Here is a 20,144-nt window from a genome sequence, read left to right as displayed (position 1 = left end):
ATGTGAACATTATGCAAGAAATCTCGATCATTTCAATGATATTTACAGCAGCCCTCGTGCTCATTTGTTTATTTCTCGTTCTTGCACCCTTCTTTTCTTGGAATTCGTATTTAAGTTTTGCGAATATGGGTCAGGATTCTGCTTCCAATAAAGAAGTGCTCTTATCCACACTGAATGAACTAGAGTTTGAATACAAGATGGATAAAATTTCACACGCAGATTACAAAAATCTTAAGAAGCAATATGAATCCCAAGTAGTCAGCATTATGAAGGAAGAAGAAGAGCAAATAACATCTCAATCCGTTGACAAGGATTTAATGGCTGAAATAGAAAGTGAAATTGAAGCGACAATGAAGAGTCATAAAAATAATAAGGGGGGAGGAAAGTGATTAAGAAAGTCACCGTTTTCCTCCTCGGACTGCTGCTGCTGATTCCATTAAATGGAATGGCAGCAGGGGAATCAGCGATATCCGTTGATATGCATTACCTAGTCGTCAGCCCTGCAGAAGATGGTTCAACTAATATGATGAATATGGTGAACTATACCAATACTTCATCAGAGGAAGTTAAAGGTGACGGCAAGGGTGAAGCAGTACTGAATGTCACTATTCCGACAGGAGCAACTGGATTTACCTTTTTAGATAACAAAATTGCTCAAAAACAGGTTGATACAGGATTCATTACAACAGATCCTATCTCAGCCAATCAGACCGTTGTTTTGCCATACAGCTACAGAATCGCAAAGGGCGAGGAAATTAACCTGAACTTCGACTATCCTGTTCAGATGATGCAAATTCTTGTTCCTGAGGGAATGGGTAGTATTGAATTTAAGAACATTACTGCTACCAATCAAGGGCTATTCAAGATGGATGATCAAAATTATCAGGGATACAGTGTTGAAGGCATCCAAGCAAAACAAGCCTTTACAATGATTTATAACAAAGATAAACAGCCATCAGCAAGTGCAGCTCAAGGTACTACAGAACTAGGTGTAAGTGAAACTAGTGGAAATGTAACAAAAACAGCACCCGCCTTCCATAATCCTGGTCATCTTCGCATGTGGTCACAATCACCGCTGCGCAGTTGGGACCCACATGTGTTCTTAATTGTAATGGTTGCCATTATTATCGCAGCGTTGTCCTATTTTGCTTACTTTAGAATGAAGGCAAGAGCAGAAGAGAAGAGACTTGGTGCTGACAAAGAAGAAAATGCATTTAAGAATTTAATGGCAAAGCAAAAGGCGATTATGGATAAAATCCTTGAATTAGAAGAAAATTTCGATGATGGAAATATGTCAGAAGAGGATTATCAAGCCAAACTTTCTACATATAAGCAGCATTTAGTACAAGTTAAGATGAATTTACGCCAATTTGTAGAGTAACGTCGGAATGCGAGGGATACTTGATGATTGAAATAAAGAAGCTTACAAAGCAAGCCGACAATAAGTTAATTCTTCGAGGTGTTGACCTATCAATCAAACAAGGTGAAACAGTTGCTATTCTTGGTCCAAATGGAGCGGGAAAGAGTACACTTTTAAAAGTGCTGGCAACATTAATAAAGCCTTCATCAGGCCTTGTAAAGATTAACGGATTGGATCTTAAAAAGGATCATATAGAAGTGAAAAAACTGTTTGGATATTTACCGCATTCCAGCTTGCTGTACGATCATTACACACCGCTAGAAAATTTACTGTTTTTCGGTGAGTTATATGGTGTCAAGGACGTTGAAAATAGAGCAAGACAATTGGTAAAAGAAGTAGGCTTGTCATTCTTCATTAATGAACCAGTAAAGAATTTTTCCCGTGGGATGATCCAAAGAATTGCAATAGCAAGGGCCATTATCCATGATCCGAAAATCATGCTTCTTGACGAACCGCATACAGGATTGGACCAAGGTGCGATTACAATTCTAAATAATGTTGTTCTTTCCATGAAAGAAAAGGGATGTACGACATTAATGGTTACTCACGATTTCAAACAAGCAGCTGAAATCTGTGATCGAATTATTATTGTGAAGAACGGAAAGATAGCTGATGATTTTAGCATTAATAATAAATCTTTAGGCTTAGTTTCTGAAAAATACCAGGTTTTAGTGGAGGGAGTTTCGTAATGTTTAGAGCAGCCCTCACAATTGCCAAAAAAGATATCTATTCTGAACTCAGAACAAAACAAGTTTTGGGTACGATGATTATTTTTGCTGGGTTAGTCATCTTAGTCCTAAGCTTTGCTTTTGATCCAGCAAACAATACGACAAAAGCAGTGATTCCAGGTGCTGTTTGGATCATCATTGTATTTTCGGGGATTTTAGGCCTTAATCGCTCGTTAGTATCTGAGCAGCGAAATGATACCATGCATGGTTTATTGGTTGCACCAATGGAAGCCTCTAGTATTTATTTAGGCAAATTCATGGCAAACTTCTCGATGATTTTAATAGTAGAAATTGTCGCGGTTCCCTTCCTATTTCTACTATTTGATTTTAAAGTGAATGGCAGTATTTTATATTTTATCTTAGTGTTGTTTGTTGGGAGCTTTGGATTCATTGCAATTGGAACTTTCTTGGCCGCATTAGCTTCCAATTCTAAGAGCAGTGAGATGTTATTACCGCTTTTGCTCTTCCCAATGACAAGCCCGGTATTAATTGGTGTTACCCAAGCAACAAAAATTATTCTTACTAATATGGAGAAATTACCAAGTGCTATTGCTTGGCTGCAATTGGTCGCAGCCTATGATGTAATTTTCTTTGTACTATGCTTTTTACTAATTGAGTACGTTCTGGAGGTTTAATAGATGAGTATGAATCTTGAAAGAGAAAAGGCGCCTCTTCCTATAACAGATTTGGCACCGATAAAAAGTTCGCTGCTTACCAAAATATTATATGGCGGAATGGTAGCTGCGATGTTGGCGGCATTCTACTTTATTTTCCTTTATGCAGAAATAGAAAAGACAATGGGAGCCGTACAAAAGATATTTTATATGCATGTTCCATCAGCATGGGTAGCTTTTTTAGCTTTCTTTGTAACATTTGTCTTTAGTATTCTATTTTTAATAAAACGCAAACGGATCTATGATACATACGCCTATGTATCTGCTGAAATTGGTGTTGTATTTACAATCATTGTTCTAACGACAGGACCTATATGGGCAAAGTCTTCATGGAATACATGGTGGGCTTGGGAACCACGCCTAACCACAACACTAATCCTATTCTTCCTTTTTGTAGCATACTTGATGGTTCGTCAGATGGATGGAGTTTGGGATAAAAAAGCTAGATTAGCTGCAGTATTTGGAATTATCGGATTTGCTGATGTTCCAATCGTATTCTTTGCGATTCGCTGGTGGCAATCTAAATTCCACCCAATCGTATTCGGAGATGGTCCATCACAACAAGGCGGCGGAATAGCACCAAGTATGCTCGTTGCTTTATTAGTTACGATTACTGCTTTTACATTCCTTTATGCCTACCTTCTTCATAAGGGTGTTTCTTTTGAAAATATGAAAATTAAAGTTGACCAGTACAAAGAAAAATTACGTGAGAAATTAGAAAACTAGGAGGAATTTTTTATTATGGAATTCATGTATGGAGCCTATTCAGTTGTTTGGTTAGTTATTTTTGGTTATATGCTTCTTATTGGAAAGCGTCATAGCAGCCTGAAAAAAGATATTGAGTTTTTAAAACAACTAGATAAATAAGGGGTTGTTAGGAGGAAGCATGATGAGCAGACGAGTCATAAACTTACTCGTATTGTTTCTATTAATTGGAATGTTTGGCTTTTTTGGATATAGTTTGGCTAGTAAAGGTGACAATACCGATGTTGGTGACCAAGCCTATAATTTCGAACTCCCAAATTTAGATGGAACCAATACGAAGCTCTCTGATTACAAAGGCGAAATAATCATCTTAAATTATTTTGCATCATGGTGTAAACCGTGTGTGGATGAAGCTCCAGAACTTGAAGCATTTGCAAGGGATTACGGCGATAAATACCGATTAATTATGATTAACAAAGGCGAAACAATGGACCGAGTGAAAAAGTTCCTAGAAAAATATAACACGCCTGCCGTTTATGTATTTGACTACAATTCCAAAATTGCAAAAAAGTATAATGTAACAGGGCAGCCAGAAACATTTGTCATCGATAGACAAGGAGTAATAAGAGAGCATTACAATGGTCCGGTTACATCAGCCCAATTATATGGAATGGTAAAGAAGTACGATCAATAATAGTTTAAAAAAAGGATTGAACCACTTTTACAGTGATTCAATCCTTTTTTTATCCACTTATAGGATGATATTTAAAATCAGCTGAAACACTTGCTTTAATTAGAAGCTGTCCCGGTAGAATTTGTGTTGAACTGACTCCTTTTGCAAACGCAACTTGTTGGCTCTCAAAGGGCTGAATAACGTCTGTGCCTTCTGTCACAAGAATTGGCGTGGGATTGAGTGTGACTCTTAAGGTATTAGCTATGGTTGTTGCTTTGCTGCTTGCATTGTTTAAAGCCATTACAAGTGCTTGTTGGTAATAAGAATCCTTGTATCTCGTTGTAAATTGAACATTAGCAACATAATTTGCTCCGTTCTGAACCGCAGTATCTACTACATTTCCTATAATAGATAAATCATCGATTTTTACCTCCAAGATATGTGTTACTTTATATCCTCGAAATATTTGTTTTCCTTGGTCATAGTCATAGTCGGGTTCAATTCGATAATCAAACGTTTGTATTTGATTTCTATCAATACCTAAAGCAATGAGAGAATCTATCACCTTGTTTCCAACAATTGAATTCTGCTGCTGAGCACCAATTAGTTCTTTACTTTCAGTTACTACTCCTAAATTAACGGAGGCTGTATCTGGCTGTACGGCAATTTCTCCTTCACCCTTCACTTTTATTATGTTGTTCCTTTGAGATAGTGTATTCCGGTCTCCAGGATGCTGAATGTACATGAATTTTCCCCCTCAATAATATTCCTTACTACATAAATTACGTTTTACTTTATGAAGTATTCCTAGCAATCTAGTCATATTGCGCATCGAAAGGCATACATTTTAAATAATGAGACAAGCAACCCGCAAGGAGGAAGAAATGTGGAAACGATCCTAAAATTCTTACCAAAAAACATTGCAGAACAAATCAGTAAAATCCCTCCTAGTCAAAAAGAAGAATTGGAAGAAATCAGAATTCGTATCGACCGCCCAATAGAAATTACGATGAAAGGAGCTCCAATGTTTCTATCGTACATTATTCGGCAAGAAGATGCTTTCCACTTATTGAATAAAATCAGCCAATTCTCGATTTATACACTTGAGGAAGAGTTGAAACGGGGGTATATAACGGTTTCAGGCGGCCATAGAATTGGACTCGCAGGAAAGGTCATCCTTGAAGAAGGAAAGGTAAAGGCGATAAGGGATATTGCTTCTTTTAACATCCGGATTGCCAAGGAAAAGATAGGTATTGCAGAGAAAATTACCCCCTTTATTTTCAATCATTCATGGATGCATACGATGATTGTTGGTCCTCCCCAAACCGGAAAAACAACATTGTTACGGGATATCGCTAGAATTATTTCATCTGGAAACCAAGAAAAAGGGATACATGCATATAAGGTAGGAATTGTTGATGAACGCTCGGAAATAGCGGGATGTGTACAGGGAATCCCTCAAATGACGTTCGGGCACCGGTTAGACGTGCTCGATGCCTGCCCAAAAGCCGAGGGGATGATGATGATGATTCGTTCAATGAGTCCCGACGTGCTGGTTGTAGATGAGATTGGTCGAATAGAGGACGCCGAAGCCATTCAAGAAGCTGTACATGCTGGCATAAAACTAATCATGACCACTCATGGCACAAGCCTAGAAGAAGCGAAAAATAGACCTTCACTAAAGTCTATTATAGACCAAAACATCTTCCAGCGATTTATTGTCCTAAGCAGGGCTCACGGACCAGGAACAATTACACATATTTTGGATGGTAATGGAAAAGAACTCAGTCAAAAAGTGAGAGTGACGTAAATGGTTAAAATAATTGGAGCCATTTTTATTATTCTTGCTACTACTTGGACAGGATTTGAAGTTGCCAAACATTTAAGTGAACGGCCGAGACAGCTTAGGCAATTAAGATCTGCTCTTCAATCACTTGAAGCTGAAATCATGTATGGTCATACACCTTTGCATGAGGCTGCGAGGAGATTGGCAGCACAATTATCAAAGCCATTATCATCCTTCTTTGAAGGTTTTGCAAAAAAACTCACAGATACGGAAACAACAGTAAAGGATGCCTGGGAAGACAGCTTGAAGGAGGTTTGGAAGCAGACTGCTTTCAAACAAGGTGAATTTGAGATTATGAAGCAATTTGGGGAAACCCTGGGTCGGCATGATCGCTTTTCCCAGCAAAAACATATTATGCTAACTCTTTCCCATCTCGAAAGAGAAGAAGCTGACGCAGTTGAAAACCAAGCAAAATACGAAAAGATGGTAAAGAGTTTAGGGTTCTTTTCAGGATTATTACTGATTATTTTATTAATTTAGGGGGAAAAGCAATGGGTTTAGAAGTGGATATTATTTTTAAAATAGCCGGGGTGGGAATAGTCGTTGCATTTTTGCACACAGTTCTTGACCAGGTTGGGAAAAAGGAATATGCCCAGTGGGTTACTTTATTCGGCTTTATTTACATTTTGTTTCAAGTCGCTTCAATTGTGGATGATCTCTTCCAGAAAATAAAATCTGTATTCTTGTTCCAATAGAAAGGAGGGCTTTGCCATTGAGATTATTAAAATAGTTGGCGTGGCTCTTGTCGCAACCTTCCTTGCTTTAATAATAAAAGAGCAAAAACCTAATTTCGCCTTCCTGTTAATTGTATTTGTAGGCTGCAGCATTTTTTTGTTTTTAGTTGATAAAATCTACGAAATTATTCATATGCTTGAAAAGCTGGCAGTGAATGCAAATGTCAATTTAGTTTACGTAGAAACCATACTAAAGATTATTGGAATTGCCTATATTGCCGAGTTTGCCTCTCAAATTACAAAGGACGCAGGTCAGGGTGCAGTAGCTTCAAAAATCGAACTTGCTGGAAAAGTGTTAATTCTTGCGATGGCAATCCCAATTTTAACGGTCATGATTGAAACCATAATTAAGCTAATTCCCAGTTAGAAAGTTCATTTTCGTTTGAATACAAGAGGTGAAAAATGATGAAGCAAAGGCTGCAGATTATTCCCATTATTATTCTATTATTTATGTTTTTTACTTCAACAAGTGTACAAGCTAACGAAGAAGTGAATGATGCCTCCACACCTCTTTCGCCACAGGATTTAGTTGACGCACAGCTTAAAACAATGGATTTAACAGAGCTTAAACAATATTGGGAGGATATTCAAAGTAAATACGGCGGCTTTCTCCCAGAAAGTCAGAAAGGAAGTTTGTATGATTTTGTAAAAGGAGATAAGAAATTCTCCTTCAAGGAGTGGACACAAGGAGTTTTAAAATTCCTATTTCACGAATTTGTTATAAATGGAAAATTACTTGGTTCTTTAATCCTTCTTACGATATTCAGTATGTTTCTCCAATCTATGCAGAATGCGTTTGAAAGCAGCACGATTAGTAAAGTTGCCTATTCCATTGTCTATATGGTCCTAGTAATTATTGCGCTAAATAGTTTTCATATCGTAATTGAGTATACCAATGAGGCAATTGGGAGCATGATTTCCTTCGTGCTGGCACTTATACCGCTTTTGTTAGCCTTGATTGCATCATCGGGCGGAATCATCTCAGCAGCTTTCTTCCATCCTGTTATTTTGTTCTTAATGAATATCAGCGGGATGTTCATGCAGTATGTCATCCTTCCGCTGCTTTTTTTAGCCACTCTATTGAGTATTGTGAGTACGATGTCCGACCAATATAAGGTGACGCAGCTTGCACAGCTGCTTAGAAATTGGAGTATTGGCTTAATGGGGCTTTTCTTGACTGTTTTCCTTGGAGTTATTTCAGTCCAGGGTGCGTCTACAGCGATAACAGATGGAGTTGCCATCCGTACGGCAAAATTTGTGACTGGTAACTTTATTCCTGTCATTGGCAGAATATTTACTGATGCGGCAGACACAGTAGTAAGTGCATCTGGATTGTTGAAGAATTCTGTTGGAATAGCGGGTGTCGGCATCCTGCTCATCATAGTTGCTTTCCCGGCTATTAAAATCCTAATGATCGCGTTTATTTATAAAATAGCGGCTGCTATTTTACAGCCGCTAGGCGGGGGACCCGTTATTAAATGCTTAGATATTATTAGCAAAAGCGTTATTTATGTTTTTGCTGCACTTGGCATCGTCTCTCTCATGTTCTTTTTAAGTATTACAGTTATTGTCGCAGCAGGGAATCTAACGATGATGATGAGATAGGGGAGAACGTTATGGAATTTTTAATAGAATGGGTAACGAATATTATTCTTTTTATCCTCTTGGCAACCGTTATTGATATGCTGCTTCCAAATACAAGTATGCAAAAATACACAAAAATGGTTACGGGGCTTCTGCTAATAGCCATAATCCTTACGCCTATTTTTAAGTTAATCTCTAAGGATTTTGAAACTGCGATGGCTCAGATCCCCTCTTTCCAGAGTCCAGGAGAAAAAAATATGGAAAATTTAATAGAATTGCAGAAAAAAGAAATACAAGCCTCTAATCATGCATATATTTTAGAAACAATGGCTGCCCAGCTTGAAAAGGGAGTAGAAGAGGAGTTGATGGAACAATTTGGTTTGGAAATCGCAAAAATAGAACTCACAACCAAGGATGATAGTCAAGAATCATTCCCTGAAAATCTTGAAATGGTTACAGTTCGCCTAAAGCAGCCTGAATCAAAAGTTACAACAGTCGAAGCCGTACAACCAGTAAGCATTGATACGGGAACGCCTCTTCCATCTAAAGATCAAACAGAGGAATCAGAAAAAATCGCCGCATTTCTTTCGCAACAATGGAATGTAACCGATAAAGTAATTGAAGTCTCGGTTGAAGGGGGGATGAAATAGCAGAATGGAAAATAATAAGGGACCATTTTCATGGCTTAAAAACCTAGTCTCAAAGGGTGAAACTTCTGATAAAAAGTCTGGGAAATATCAATATATGATTCTGGTACTATGTATCGGTGCAGCCTTTATGATTGTTGGTAATGTCCTATTCTCGGATAAATCTGCTCCACTTGACAGTAAGGCAGTAACTGCGAGCCAGTCAGAAACGTCAGAGGTTGAGGCTTTTAGCCTAAAGAAAGATTCTAATAATAAAACAATTTCTGGTTACGAAGAAGAATATGAGAAACAGCTTAAGAAGGCACTGGAAGAAATGCTGGGTGTAGACGATGTAATGGTAGTGGTGAATATTGATTCAACTGACAAAAAGGTGCTTGAGAAAAACAAAGTAACAAAATCTCAAACAACAGAGGAAAAAGACAACGAGGGTGGAGAACGGAAGGTTCAGGATACCTCCACGGATGAGCAATTAGTCATTATTCGTGAAGGTGAGAAAGAGGTACCGATTGTAGTTGAATATCAAAAACCAGCCATTCGCGGCGTATTAGTAGTAGCTAAGGGTGCAGAAAATATTCAAGTCAAAAAGTGGATTATTGAGGCAGTAACAAGAGCTCTTGATGTACCTAGCCATCGCGTTGCCGTAATGCCTAAAAAATAAAAGGGGGATTTATAAATGCTATTGAAAAAACAAACAGTTTGGTTATTAACAATGTTAAGTTTGGTGGTTGTATTATCCGTTTACTACATCACATCTCCTGAACAAAATAGTAATGAACTTGCAGCAGTGAAGCAAGAAGAGAAAGCTGATCAAAAAGAAACGAAAACAGATACTGAAACGGAAGTTAAGGATGGCGACACCGTTATTTCTCAGGTTGCTGGTGACGAAGAATTTGAAGCACTTCGTTTGGAGCTTCAAGATGAGCGCAGCGAATTAAAGGAACAATTAAACACTGTTGTGGCAACCACTGATCTTCCTGCTGACCAAAGAAGTGAAGCGGTTGACCAAATGAAAAAATTAAGTGAAATTGCTCAAAAAGAAGAAATGCTTGAAACATTAATTAAAGCCATGGATTATGAAGACGCATTAGTGAGAGCAGATGGTTCAACGGTTAAAATTATTGTAAAGTCTAAAAAAGAATCTTCAAAATCAGAAGCAAATGCGATTATACAAATGGTTAAAAAAGAAATTGGTGAAACAAACTTCGTAGCTGTAGAATTCCAGCCAACTAAATAAACCAAACAAAAAGGAAAGCCGTCGGCTTTCCTTTTTTTAAGGATTGAAAAGAAGAATATTGAACTTCAACAAGGTATTAGCGTATAGTATTAGTAGTTAGTATTAATCTAGCAGGACAAGGAGTGTTTAGATTGTTAAAAGTTCAAGAAATTCGTGAATTAATTAAATTAGTTGACCAATCCAGCATTGATGAATTCGTATATGAAAATGAAGGTTCCAAAATAAAAATGAAAAAGAATACTGAAACAAAAGTAACAACTGTACAATCAGTACCACAAGCATCAGTTGAGGCTGTTCCTGTAATTCAACCAGCAGCACCAGCTGCAGTTTCTGCAGCACCTGTGCAAGAAGAAAAGCAGGAAGCAGCAAACAATGTTGCAGCGACTCCAGCTGATACATCAAATTTACACAAAATCACTTCCCCAATGGTAGGGACTTTTTATGCCTCACCAACACCAGAAGCAGATGTATATGTAAAAGCAGGTTCAGGTGTTACCAAGGATTCTATTGTATGTATTGTCGAAGCAATGAAATTATTTAATGAAATTGAAGCTGAAGTTAATGGCGAAATCGTTGAAGTTCTAGTGAAGAATGGTCAATTAGTAGAATATGGGCAGCCATTATTTTTAGTAAAGCCAGAATAAGGAGCGATAACAGGATGATAAAGAAACTGTTAATTGCAAATAGAGGAGAAATAGCTGTCAGAATTATTCGTGCCTGCAGGGAAATGGGCATTGAATCTGTTGCCGTTTTCTCCGAGGCAGACCGTGAAGCGCTGCATGTACAGCTTGCAGACGAAGCCTATTGCATAGGACCGACATTATCAAAAGATAGTTATTTAAATGTGACAAATTTAATTAGTGTGGCAAAACTAACAGCTTGTGATGCCATCCACCCTGGATATGGTTTTCTAGCTGAAAACGCAGATTTCGCTGATCTTTGCCGTGAATGTAATATTACCTTCGTGGGACCTAGTCCCGAGGCGATTACCAAAATGGGAACGAAAGATATTGCAAGGGAAACCATGCGTAAAGCAGGGGTTCCAATTGTACCAGGTTCAACGGGAATCATAAATGATATTGATGAAGCACTCGAGCTTGTTAAAAGAATACAATACCCTGTAATCATCAAAGCAACCGCTGGTGGAGGCGGTAAAGGTATCCGTGTTGCAAAAAATGAACAGGAACTCGTTAAGGGTATTAGTATTACACAGCAAGAGGCGCTGACTGCGTTTGGTAATCCTGGAGTATACATAGAAAAGTATATTGAGGATTTCCGTCATGTTGAAATACAAGTTCTTGCAGACTCCTATGGAAATACTGTCCATTTAGGAGAAAGGGACTGTACGATTCAACGGAGGCTGCAAAAACTTTTAGAAGAGACTCCTTCACCAGCATTAGATGGGGAAATTCGTGAAGAAATGGGAAATGCAGCAGTAAAAGCGGCAAAAGCAGTTGATTATTCAGGTGCGGGAACGGTAGAATTTATATATGAATACCGCAATCGTAAATTTTACTTCATGGAAATGAATACTAGGATACAGGTGGAGCACCCAGTTACTGAAATGGTTACAGGTATTGATCTTATTAAGGAGCAAATCCGCGTTGCTTCGGGAGAAAAATTAACGGTAAAGCAGCAGGATGTTACGTTTACTGGCTGGGCAATTGAATGCCGAATCAATGCAGAGAACCCTGAAAAGAACTTCATGCCTTCAGCAGGAAAAATAAATATGTACCTGCCTCCTGGCGGGTTTGGCGTTCGAATTGATTCAGCTGCATACCCAGGATATACGATTCCACCTTATTATGATTCTATGATTGCAAAGGTCATCACATACGGTAATAGCAGGGAAGAAGCAATTTCACGAATGAAACGTGCGTTAAGTGAATTTGTGATTGAGGGTGTTCATACTACCATACCATTCCATTTAAAATTGCTTGAGCATGAAAGTTTCGTAGAGGGACAGTTCAATACGAAGTTTCTAGAGTTACATGATGTGATGAAGTCTATCTAAATCTGGGGGTGTACTTTATGAGCGAATATAATGTACTGGAAATGAATCAAGGTAACAGTGGCCACGGTAAAGTTGAAATTGCACCAGAAGTCATTGAAGTCATTGCAGGTATTGCTGCTTCCGAGGTCGAGGGAGTTGCACAAATGCGTGGGAACTTTGCGACAGGTGTAGTTGAACGGCTGGGGAAGAAAAACCACGGTAAAGGTGTTAAGGTGGAATTATCAGAAGATGGAATCACAGTTGACGTATACTGCTTAATGAAATTTGGGGTATCTATTCCAACTGTAGCAGGGAAAATACAAGATAACATCCGACAAGCATTGCTCAACATGACAGCCCTAGAGGCAGAAGCAGTAAACATACACGTCGTTGGTATCTCATTCGAAACCCAAAAACCAGAACCAGAAGTAGAAGAAGAGATCTAAACGGATGACCAAAGGAGAAAATCCTTTGGTTTTTTTCTTTTTTTACGGTTATTAGTATACTGCTTCTAGGTAAAAATAAGGTATTACAGTGCGAATCGATTTTAGTTATGCTATTATCTTTTTATGTGCAAAACAATATCATGCAATTGTTGTATGAAATTAGACAAAAATTAATTATTATCTCTAAAGGAGTTAACTGTATAATGAAAAGAAGAACTGCAAGGGAAAAGGCGTTACAAGCTCTTTTTCAAATCGATGTAAGCAATACAGAGCCAGCTTCTGCAATTGAACATGTTTTGGAAGGGGAGTCAGGAGATGACTACCTAACTAAGCTTGTGTTAGGAGTGGTTGAAAATAAAAATGAAATTGATCCATTAATCGTAGTAAACCTTGAAAAATGGACGATGGACCGTTTAGCAACCGTAGACAGAAACTTATTAAGGTTAGCCGTCTATGAATTAAAATATTTCAGAAATGAAACACCTGAAAATGTTATTTTAGATGAAGCAATAGAAATTGCTAAAATCTACGGTGACGAACAATCCAGCCGATTTATTAATGGTGTACTATCTAAGGTGAAACAGCAGCTGATTAGCGAATAAATAAATTGACAATTACAGGAGGGGAAACATTATGACTGCAACAATTATTGATGGTAAGGAAATAGCCGCAAAGAAAAAAGTAGAAATTGCTGAGGAAGTCCGTAAATTAAAGGAACAAGGAGTTACACCTGGACTTGCTGTCATTCTCGTTGGAAATAATCATGCGTCCAGAACATATGTATCAAATAAAGAAAAAACTTGTCGAGACCTTGGTATGCACTCTGTGCTAATTGAATTACCGGAAGAGGCTTCCCAGGAAGAACTTCTGTTAAAAATCGAGGAATTGAATGGAGACCCCGCAATCCACGGAATTCTTGTTCAACTGCCACTGCCAAAGCATATTGATGAAATTAAAGTAATTGAAGCAATTTCACCATTAAAAGATGTCGACGGATTCCATCCCATTAACATTGGACGAATGATGACTGGTCAAGATGCGTTCTTACCGTGTACCCCTTTTGGAATCATGGTGCTCTTAGAGGAGACTGGTATATCTGTTGCTGGCAAACATGTAGTAGTTGTTGGGAGAAGTAATATTGTTGGAAAGCCAGTAGGTCAATTATTTCTTAACCAGCATGCAACTGTAACCTACTGTCATTCACGGACAAAGGATTTACAGGCTCAAACATCACAGGCTGATATACTTGTTGCGGCAGTTGGTATTGCTAATTTTATTAAAGCCAATCATGTAAAAGAAGGTGCAGTCATTATTGATGTAGGGATAAACAGAAATGAAGCTGGAAAGCTTTGCGGGGATGTTGATTTTAACGAAGTTGTAGAAAAAGCCGGTTATATTACTCCCGTTCCAAAGGGAGTAGGTCCAATGACCATTACGATGCTTATGTATAACACTCTTAAATCAGCAAAAAATACGCTGCAGTCCTAAAAAGGAGTTCGTAATGGAGGAAAAAAAGTATTTATCTGTATTGGCATTAACAAAATACATAAAAAGAAAATTTGATGCTGATCCCCATTTGCAGGATGTCCATGTTAGAGGTGAAATATCGAACTTTAAACAACATTCGAGCGGGCATATGTACTTTACCTTAAAGGATGAAAAAGCACGTATTCTGGCTGTCATGTTCTCCAGCCAATCACGGACAATGAAGTTTTCGCCAGAAAACGGCATGAAGGTGGTTGTGAAAGGTGATATTTCTGTCTATGAACCAAGCGGTCAATATCAAATATATATAAAGGAAATGCAGCCAGATGGGATTGGGGAGTTATTTTTAGCCTATGAACAGTTAAGAAAAAGACTTGAAGCGGAAGGTTTATTTTCGATAGAACGTAAGAAGTCTATTCCAAGCTATCCTAAGACGGTAGGCGTCATTACCTCCCCAACAGGAGCTGCAATAAGAGATATTATCACCACGATAAAAAGACGTTATCCGATTGCGAATATTCTAGTATTACCAGCACTCGTACAAGGTGAAAATGCCGCTCCTTCTATCGCTAAAGCTATTGAGAAGGCAAATAAGCTGGATGACCTTGATGTGCTTATAGTTGGGCGTGGCGGCGGCTCAATTGAAGAATTATGGGCTTTTAATGAGGAATTGGTCGCTAGAGCGATATTTCAATCTGTACTCCCAATCATTTCTGCTGTTGGACATGAAACAGATTTTACCATTGCAGATTTTGTTGCAGATATGCGTGCGCCAACGCCGACTGCAGCAGCTGAGTTAGCTGTACCTCATATCGAGGAATTAATGGAAAGACTGCTGCAGCGGAAAACCCGTATGCTCCAGTCTATGAATAGCCTATACCGATATGAGAAGCAACGGTTAGACAGAGTACAAAAATCCTATGCTTTTCGGTATCCACAGCGTCTTTACGAACAGAAGCTTGAGCAGGTAGATAAATTAACAGAACTGCTTGTTCGCGGCGCTTCTCGATTGTCAGATGTAAAAAGGTCACAGCATCAAACGGTTCACAATCGTCTGATGCGAAACCATCCAAGGGTAGCTTTACTCGATGCAGCGGGCAGGTTTGACCGCTCACAAAAAGATATCGGGAGGGCAATGGAGAAAATTCTCTTAAAGAAACAAACAGAATTCGATAAGGTTATTTCAACCCTTCAAGCCTTAAGTCCGTTAAAAATAATGGAACGTGGATACAGCCTCGTCTATTCTACTGAAAATGAATTAATAAAAAGTATTAAACAAGTTAAAGAGAACGAACCACTTCAGATTCAATTATCAGATGGCAGCCTTCTCTGTAATGTACAGAACATAAAGGAGAGCGAAAACCGTGACGAATGAACAAAAGATTTCCTTTGAGGAAGCAATGAATAAGCTTGAGCAAATTGTGGATAAGCTTGAAGAAGGAGATGTCCCTTTAGAAGAGGCAATTGTCTTTTATAAAGAAGGGATGGAACTATCTAAGCTTTGTCATGATAAGCTTAAAAGTGTTGAAGAACAATTAACACAGATTATTACGGAGGACGGACGGAAACAAAACTTCAAGATAGAAGAGGAGGAATAGGCTTTGAGTACTAAAGTTCTAGATGCTTTTACACAAGAACATAAACAACTGCTTGAATCAGAGCTTCGAACCTTGGTGCAAAAGCTGAAAGCACCTCCTATTATTAAAGAAGCCATGCATTATTCCCTTGAAGCAGGCGGTAAAAGAATTCGTCCTTTACTAGTATTTGCTACTATTGCTGCATTTGGAAGAGACCCTAAACTTGGGCTGTTAGCAGCTTCAGCAATAGAAATGATTCATACTTATTCATTAATCCATGATGACTTGCCAAGTATGGATAATGATGACCTTAGAAGAGGGAAGCCAACGAATCACAAAGTGTTTGGCGATGCAATCGCCATACTAGCTGGAGATGCCTTATTAACCTTAAGCTTCGAGGTAATTGGACAGATTCCAAACGAAAATGCTTCGAGTGAGACGAAACTCCGATTGGTAACCGAAATGGCCAAAGCTGCAGGCAGTGAAGGAATGGTTGGCGGTCAGGTGGCGGATATGGAAGGAGAGGGAAAAACTCTTACCATTGAAGAGCTTGAGTATATACATATACATAAAACAGGAAGACTCTTAAGATTTAGTGTCATTGCAGGTGCGTTGTTAGGCGGGGCAAACCACGAGCAACTTGAGAACCTTTCTTCTTTTGCCCATCATCTTGGGCTTGCATTTCAAATACAGGATGACATTTTAGACTTAGAAGGCAATCCAGAGTTACTGGGTAAACCTGTTGGAAGTGACACCACTAATCATAAGAGTACCTATCCACAGCTGTTAACGATGGAGGGTGCGAAAGAAGAGTTACAAAAGCAATTAGATTTGTCCAAACAATACTTAGAAAAGACTGGACTTACTATCAATCTGCTTAGTGAAATTGCAGACCTAGTGGCATCTAGAGACCACTAATATAACTGGTATTTGAACAACAAAGTAATTGTGTTATAATTGTTGTCAATGTAGAAAACGTTGTTAATGCCGTTACCACTAATAGTGTTAGCGGCTATTTTTAAATAGTAGACTGAAAGAAAAAGTATGAAAGTGAGTGGTCCTAAAATGGATCTGTTATCAATAAAAGACCCTTCCTTTTTAAAAGGGATGTCAAATCAAGAATTAGAGGCTTTAAGTCAAGAGGTACGCAAATTCTTGATTGAAAAGCTGTCTGTAACTGGTGGCCATATTGGACCGAATTTAGGTGTTGTCGAATTAACAATTGCTTTACATAAATGTTTTGACAGCCCCAAAGACAAATTTATTTGGGATGTAGGACATCAGTCCTATGTTCATAAAATACTGACAGGCAGGGCTGGCGAATTTGATACATTGCGTCAATATAAAGGACTGTGCGGCTTTCCGAAAAGAATTGAAAGTGAGCATGATGTATGGGAAACAGGACATAGCTCGACATCTCTTTCTGCGGCGATGGGAATGGTCATAGCAAGAGACTTGAAAAAAGAGAGCTCCTTTATTGTGCCGATTATTGGTGATGGTGCGTTAACAGGTGGAATGGCATTAGAAGCATTAAACCATATTGGTCATGAAAAGAAGAATATGATCGTCATCCTGAACGACAATGAAATGTCAATTGCTCCTAATGTTGGTGCTCTTCATAATATCCTTGGTCAATTACGCACTGCGGGTAAATATCAGTGGGTTAAAGACGAGTTAGAATTATTCTTAAAAAAGGTTCCGGCTGTTGGTGGAAAACTCGCAGCAACTGCCGAACGTGTTAAAGACAGCTTAAAATATTTATTTGTTTCAGGCATGTTTTTTGAGGAAATGGGCTTTACGTACTTAGGTCCAGTAGATGGGCATGATTTTGAAGCATTATTTGAAAATTTCCGCTATGCCAAAAAAACGGAAGGACCAGTCCTTCTCCATGTGATTACGAAAAAAGGAAAAGGTTTCCATCCGGCTGAAAGTGATACAAAAGGTACATGGCATGGAACAGGACCATATAAGATGGATACAGGTGCCTTTGTTAAGTCTGATAAGGCACCACCGGCATGGAGCAGCCTAGTTAGTGAAACAGTTCGCAAGCTTGCACGCGAGGATGAGCGAATTGTGGCAATTACCCCTGCAATGCCTGTTGGGTCTAAGCTTGAGGGCTTTGCTAGTGAATTCCCAGAGAGAATGTACGATGTTGGAATAGCTGAACAACATGCTGCTACGGTAGCTGCTGGATTAGCCACCCAACATATGAAGCCATTCTTAGCTATCTATTCGACATTTTTACAACGGGCATATGATCAAGTTGTTCATGACATTTGCCGTCAGAATCTAAATGTTTTCATTGGAATTGATAGGGCTGGGTTAGTAGGAGCAGATGGTGAAACCCATCAGGGCGTATTTGATATTGCCTTTTTAAGACATGTACCTAATATGGTATTAATGATGCCTAAAGATGAAAATGAAGGGCAGCATATGGTTTATACGGCTCTAAATTATGATGATGGTCCAATTGCGATGAGATTCCCTCGAGGAAATGGTTTAGGTGTTCCAATGGATGAAAAGTTCAAGAGCATTCCAATTGGCACCTGGGAGGTTTTAAAGGAAGGCGAAGACGGTGCTATCTTAACCTTTGGTACCACAATTCCAATGGCAATGGAAGCAGCAGAAGTTCTAGAAAAACAAGGAATTTCAATAAAAGTAGTGAATGCGCGTTTCATAAAGCCATTAGATGAAAAAATGCTCAATCAGTTATTCTCAAAGAATACACCTCTCCTAACCATTGAAGAAGCGATTCTTCAGGGTGGATTTGGAAGCAATGTTTTAGAATACACACATGATCAAGGATTTTATCATCAAGCAATTGATCGAATGGGGATACCAGACCAATTTATTGAGCATGGAGATGTTAATTCACTGCTAGAGGAAATAGGGATGACTACCTCTGAGGTTGTTAAAAGAATGACTATACTTGCGCGAAAAAAACAACAAAGGGCATAACGAATGAAGAACAAAGAGCGTTTAGATGTTTTATTAGTTGAAAGAGGTTTAGCTGAAACTCGGGAGAAGGCAAAGCGTTCCATTATGGCTGGGCTGGTTTATACAAACGAGGAGCGCTTAGATAAACCCGGAGAAAAAGTAAAAGTAGATATCCCGCTTATGATAAAAGGAAATGTGCTCCCTTATGTAAGTCGCGGCGGTCTTAAGCTTGAGAAAGCGTTAAAGGTCTTTGATGTGACAGTTAAGGATAAAATTATGCTCGACATTGGTGCTTCTACGGGAGGTTTTACTGACTGCGCTCTGCAAAATGGTGCCCAAATGTCCTATGCCTTGGATGTAGGATATAATCAGCTTGCATGGAAGCTGCGGCAGGATGACCGTGTAGTGGTTATGGAAAGAACCAATTTTCGATATGTAACACCGCAAGATTTATCAGGAGAAATGCCCAATTTTGCAACCATCGATGTTTCTTTTATTTCCTTAAAGTTAATCTTACCTGTTTTAAAAACACTTCTTGTCCCTGACAGTGATATTGTTGCGCTCGTCAAACCGCAATTCGAAGCAGGCCGTGAGCAGGTTGGAAAAAAAGGTATCGTTCGCGATGAAAAAGTACATTTACAGGTTGTTAATAAAATTGTCAATTTTGCACTTGAACAAGGATTTAATGCGGTTAATTTATCCTTTTCTCCTATTACAGGAGGAGACGGGAATATTGAGTTTCTCCTTCACCTCAGGTGGGTAGGGGAGCAAGATAATGGTCAAAATCAATTACCTTTTGAGCCTTCACAAATAGTGAAAGACTCCCATCTAGAATTTAAATCGAAACAAGATATAGAAGGATGAGCATATGCTTATCCTTCCTTTTTGATTTGACAAGTTTTTCTCTTGAATAATCATTGTACATCCTAGGCAAAATGGGCTAACATATTGGTATAAGCGACATTTTTGTACAAAATACTCAAATGTTCCGATGATTACGGGGTGAATGATTTGAATAAAGGTCAACGTCATATAAAAATTAGAGAAATTATCACCAATAATGATATTGAAACACAAGATGAACTGGTTGATGAATTAAAAAGTGCTGGGTTTAATGTAACACAAGCAACGGTTTCAAGGGATATTAAAGAACTGCACTTGGTTAAAGTCCCATTGTTAGATGGCAGATACAAATACAGCCTTCCAGCAGATCAACGCTTTAATCCATTGCAAAAATTAAAAAGATCGTTAATGGATGCATTTGTTCGTATAGATTCTGCTGGACATTTACTTGTAATGAAATGTCTGCCTGGAAATGCTATGGCAATCGGTGCATTACTTGATAACCTTGACTGGGAAGAAATCTTAGGAACCATTTGTGGGGACGATACGATTTTACTCATCTGTCGTACACCTGAAGATACAGAGACAATCACAAATCGGTTCCTTGACATGCTGTAA

At 38.6% G+C, this 20,144-nt stretch carries 27 protein-coding genes; 26 read left to right on the top strand and 1 reads right to left on the bottom strand.

The window, feature by feature from the left end; all coding sequences use genetic code 11:
- Positions 1-11: 11 nt before the first annotated feature.
- The 7 genes from ACY3XC_RS02605 to ACY3XC_RS02575 are packed head-to-tail and all read left to right on the top strand — an operon-like array spanning position 12 to position 4,221.
- Positions 12-389, top strand: a complete 378-nt coding sequence (locus ACY3XC_RS02605; protein ID WP_464867161.1) for a hypothetical protein — start codon at positions 12-14, stop codon at positions 387-389.
- On the top strand, positions 386-1,381 hold the full coding sequence (locus ACY3XC_RS02600; protein WP_464867160.1) for a hypothetical protein: 996 nt from the start codon (positions 386-388) through the stop codon (positions 1,379-1,381). Before ACY3XC_RS02605 ends, ACY3XC_RS02600 begins: the two co-directional genes overlap by 4 nt.
- Before the next feature lie 23 nt (positions 1,382-1,404).
- Positions 1,405-2,109 carry an ABC transporter ATP-binding protein gene (locus ACY3XC_RS02595; protein WP_464867159.1) on the top strand — a complete coding sequence of 235 codons (705 nt, stop codon included), beginning with the start codon at positions 1,405-1,407 and terminating at the stop codon, positions 2,107-2,109.
- Positions 2,109-2,783, top strand: a complete 675-nt coding sequence (locus ACY3XC_RS02590; protein ID WP_251634748.1) for a heme exporter protein CcmB — start codon at positions 2,109-2,111, stop codon at positions 2,781-2,783. The genes ACY3XC_RS02595 and ACY3XC_RS02590 overlap by 1 nt, the downstream gene beginning before the upstream one ends.
- Before the next feature lie 3 nt (positions 2,784-2,786).
- A complete protein-coding gene (locus tag ACY3XC_RS02585; RefSeq protein ID WP_464867158.1) occupies positions 2,787-3,548 on the top strand; it encodes a cytochrome c biogenesis protein in 762 nt (253 codons plus the stop codon).
- Between the two features lie 15 nt (positions 3,549-3,563).
- The gene (locus tag ACY3XC_RS02580; protein ID WP_095247147.1) at positions 3,564-3,689 is read left to right on the top strand and encodes a CcmD family protein; all 126 of its coding nucleotides are present in this window, start codon (positions 3,564-3,566) and stop codon (positions 3,687-3,689) included.
- A 19-nt stretch (positions 3,690-3,708) separates the two neighbouring features.
- Positions 3,709-4,221, top strand: a complete 513-nt coding sequence (locus tag ACY3XC_RS02575) for a TlpA family protein disulfide reductase (RefSeq protein WP_464867157.1) — start codon at positions 3,709-3,711, stop codon at positions 4,219-4,221.
- A 49-nt stretch (positions 4,222-4,270) separates the two neighbouring features.
- On the opposite strand, the gene ACY3XC_RS02570 is transcribed toward ACY3XC_RS02575, so the two are convergent.
- Positions 4,271-4,945, bottom strand: a complete 675-nt coding sequence (locus ACY3XC_RS02570; protein WP_464867156.1) for an SIMPL domain-containing protein — start codon at positions 4,943-4,945, stop codon at positions 4,271-4,273.
- Positions 4,946-5,086: 141 nt separating this feature from the next.
- Between ACY3XC_RS02570 and spoIIIAA the strand changes: the two genes are divergently transcribed.
- From spoIIIAA to ahrC, 19 genes are all read left to right on the top strand, one after another.
- On the top strand, positions 5,087-6,010 hold the full coding sequence (gene spoIIIAA / locus ACY3XC_RS02565) for a stage III sporulation protein AA (RefSeq protein ID WP_464867155.1): 924 nt from the start codon (positions 5,087-5,089) through the stop codon (positions 6,008-6,010).
- Positions 6,011-6,526, top strand: a complete 516-nt coding sequence (gene spoIIIAB / locus ACY3XC_RS02560) for a stage III sporulation protein SpoIIIAB (RefSeq protein WP_179157072.1) — start codon at positions 6,011-6,013, stop codon at positions 6,524-6,526. It abuts the gene before it with no gap.
- A gap of 11 nt (positions 6,527-6,537) precedes the next feature.
- The gene (gene spoIIIAC, locus ACY3XC_RS02555) at positions 6,538-6,741 is read left to right on the top strand and encodes a stage III sporulation protein AC (RefSeq protein ID WP_007084610.1); all 204 of its coding nucleotides are present in this window, start codon (positions 6,538-6,540) and stop codon (positions 6,739-6,741) included.
- A 16-nt stretch (positions 6,742-6,757) separates the two neighbouring features.
- Positions 6,758-7,147, top strand: coding sequence for a stage III sporulation protein AD (gene spoIIIAD / locus ACY3XC_RS02550; protein ID WP_095247152.1), 390 nt, complete (start codon positions 6,758-6,760; stop codon positions 7,145-7,147).
- 38 nt (positions 7,148-7,185) lie between these two features.
- Positions 7,186-8,385: a stage III sporulation protein AE gene (gene spoIIIAE, locus ACY3XC_RS02545; protein ID WP_179157321.1), complete on the top strand. Its 1,200-nt coding sequence runs from the start codon at positions 7,186-7,188 to the stop codon at positions 8,383-8,385.
- An 11-nt stretch (positions 8,386-8,396) separates the two neighbouring features.
- Positions 8,397-9,014 carry a stage III sporulation protein AF gene (spoIIIAF, locus tag ACY3XC_RS02540; protein WP_464867154.1) on the top strand — a complete coding sequence of 206 codons (618 nt, stop codon included), beginning with the start codon at positions 8,397-8,399 and terminating at the stop codon, positions 9,012-9,014.
- A 4-nt stretch (positions 9,015-9,018) separates the two neighbouring features.
- Positions 9,019-9,669, top strand: a complete 651-nt coding sequence (gene spoIIIAG / locus ACY3XC_RS02535) for a stage III sporulation protein AG (RefSeq protein WP_464867153.1) — start codon at positions 9,019-9,021, stop codon at positions 9,667-9,669.
- Between the two features lie 15 nt (positions 9,670-9,684).
- Positions 9,685-10,245, top strand: a complete 561-nt coding sequence (locus ACY3XC_RS02530) for a SpoIIIAH-like family protein (protein WP_464867152.1) — start codon at positions 9,685-9,687, stop codon at positions 10,243-10,245.
- A 131-nt stretch (positions 10,246-10,376) separates the two neighbouring features.
- Entirely contained in the window at positions 10,377-10,889 is a 513-nt protein-coding gene (gene accB, locus ACY3XC_RS02525) for an acetyl-CoA carboxylase biotin carboxyl carrier protein (protein WP_464867151.1), read from the top strand.
- Positions 10,890-10,903: 14 nt separating this feature from the next.
- Positions 10,904-12,259: an acetyl-CoA carboxylase biotin carboxylase subunit gene (gene accC, locus ACY3XC_RS02520; protein ID WP_464867150.1), complete on the top strand. Its 1,356-nt coding sequence runs from the start codon at positions 10,904-10,906 to the stop codon at positions 12,257-12,259.
- 17 nt (positions 12,260-12,276) lie between these two features.
- Positions 12,277-12,684 (top strand): Asp23/Gls24 family envelope stress response protein, encoded by a 408-nt coding sequence (locus ACY3XC_RS02515; protein ID WP_179157066.1) that lies wholly within the window; start codon positions 12,277-12,279, stop codon positions 12,682-12,684.
- Between the two features lie 203 nt (positions 12,685-12,887).
- Positions 12,888-13,286: a transcription antitermination factor NusB gene (gene nusB / locus ACY3XC_RS02510; protein WP_179157065.1), complete on the top strand. Its 399-nt coding sequence runs from the start codon at positions 12,888-12,890 to the stop codon at positions 13,284-13,286.
- A gap of 31 nt (positions 13,287-13,317) precedes the next feature.
- On the top strand, positions 13,318-14,172 hold the full coding sequence (folD, locus tag ACY3XC_RS02505; RefSeq protein ID WP_464867149.1) for a bifunctional methylenetetrahydrofolate dehydrogenase/methenyltetrahydrofolate cyclohydrolase FolD: 855 nt from the start codon (positions 13,318-13,320) through the stop codon (positions 14,170-14,172).
- Between the two features lie 13 nt (positions 14,173-14,185).
- The gene (xseA, locus tag ACY3XC_RS02500; protein WP_179157063.1) at positions 14,186-15,544 is read left to right on the top strand and encodes an exodeoxyribonuclease VII large subunit; all 1,359 of its coding nucleotides are present in this window, start codon (positions 14,186-14,188) and stop codon (positions 15,542-15,544) included.
- A complete protein-coding gene (locus ACY3XC_RS02495) occupies positions 15,534-15,767 on the top strand; it encodes an exodeoxyribonuclease VII small subunit (RefSeq protein ID WP_179157062.1) in 234 nt (77 codons plus the stop codon). The genes xseA and ACY3XC_RS02495 overlap by 11 nt, the downstream gene beginning before the upstream one ends.
- A 3-nt stretch (positions 15,768-15,770) precedes the next feature.
- On the top strand, positions 15,771-16,664 hold the full coding sequence (locus ACY3XC_RS02490) for a polyprenyl synthetase family protein (protein ID WP_464867148.1): 894 nt from the start codon (positions 15,771-15,773) through the stop codon (positions 16,662-16,664).
- A gap of 147 nt (positions 16,665-16,811) precedes the next feature.
- The gene (gene dxs / locus ACY3XC_RS02485; RefSeq protein ID WP_464867147.1) at positions 16,812-18,704 is read left to right on the top strand and encodes a 1-deoxy-D-xylulose-5-phosphate synthase; all 1,893 of its coding nucleotides are present in this window, start codon (positions 16,812-16,814) and stop codon (positions 18,702-18,704) included.
- A gap of 3 nt (positions 18,705-18,707) precedes the next feature.
- Entirely contained in the window at positions 18,708-19,547 is an 840-nt protein-coding gene (locus ACY3XC_RS02480; RefSeq protein WP_464867146.1) for a TlyA family RNA methyltransferase, read from the top strand.
- 147 nt (positions 19,548-19,694) lie between these two features.
- Positions 19,695-20,144, top strand: coding sequence for a transcriptional regulator AhrC/ArgR (ahrC, locus tag ACY3XC_RS02475; RefSeq protein WP_179157058.1), 450 nt, complete (start codon positions 19,695-19,697; stop codon positions 20,142-20,144).

Source organism: Bacillus sp. CZDM1 (genome assembly GCF_055502545.1).
This window is presented reverse-complemented; position numbering and strand designations above follow the sequence as displayed.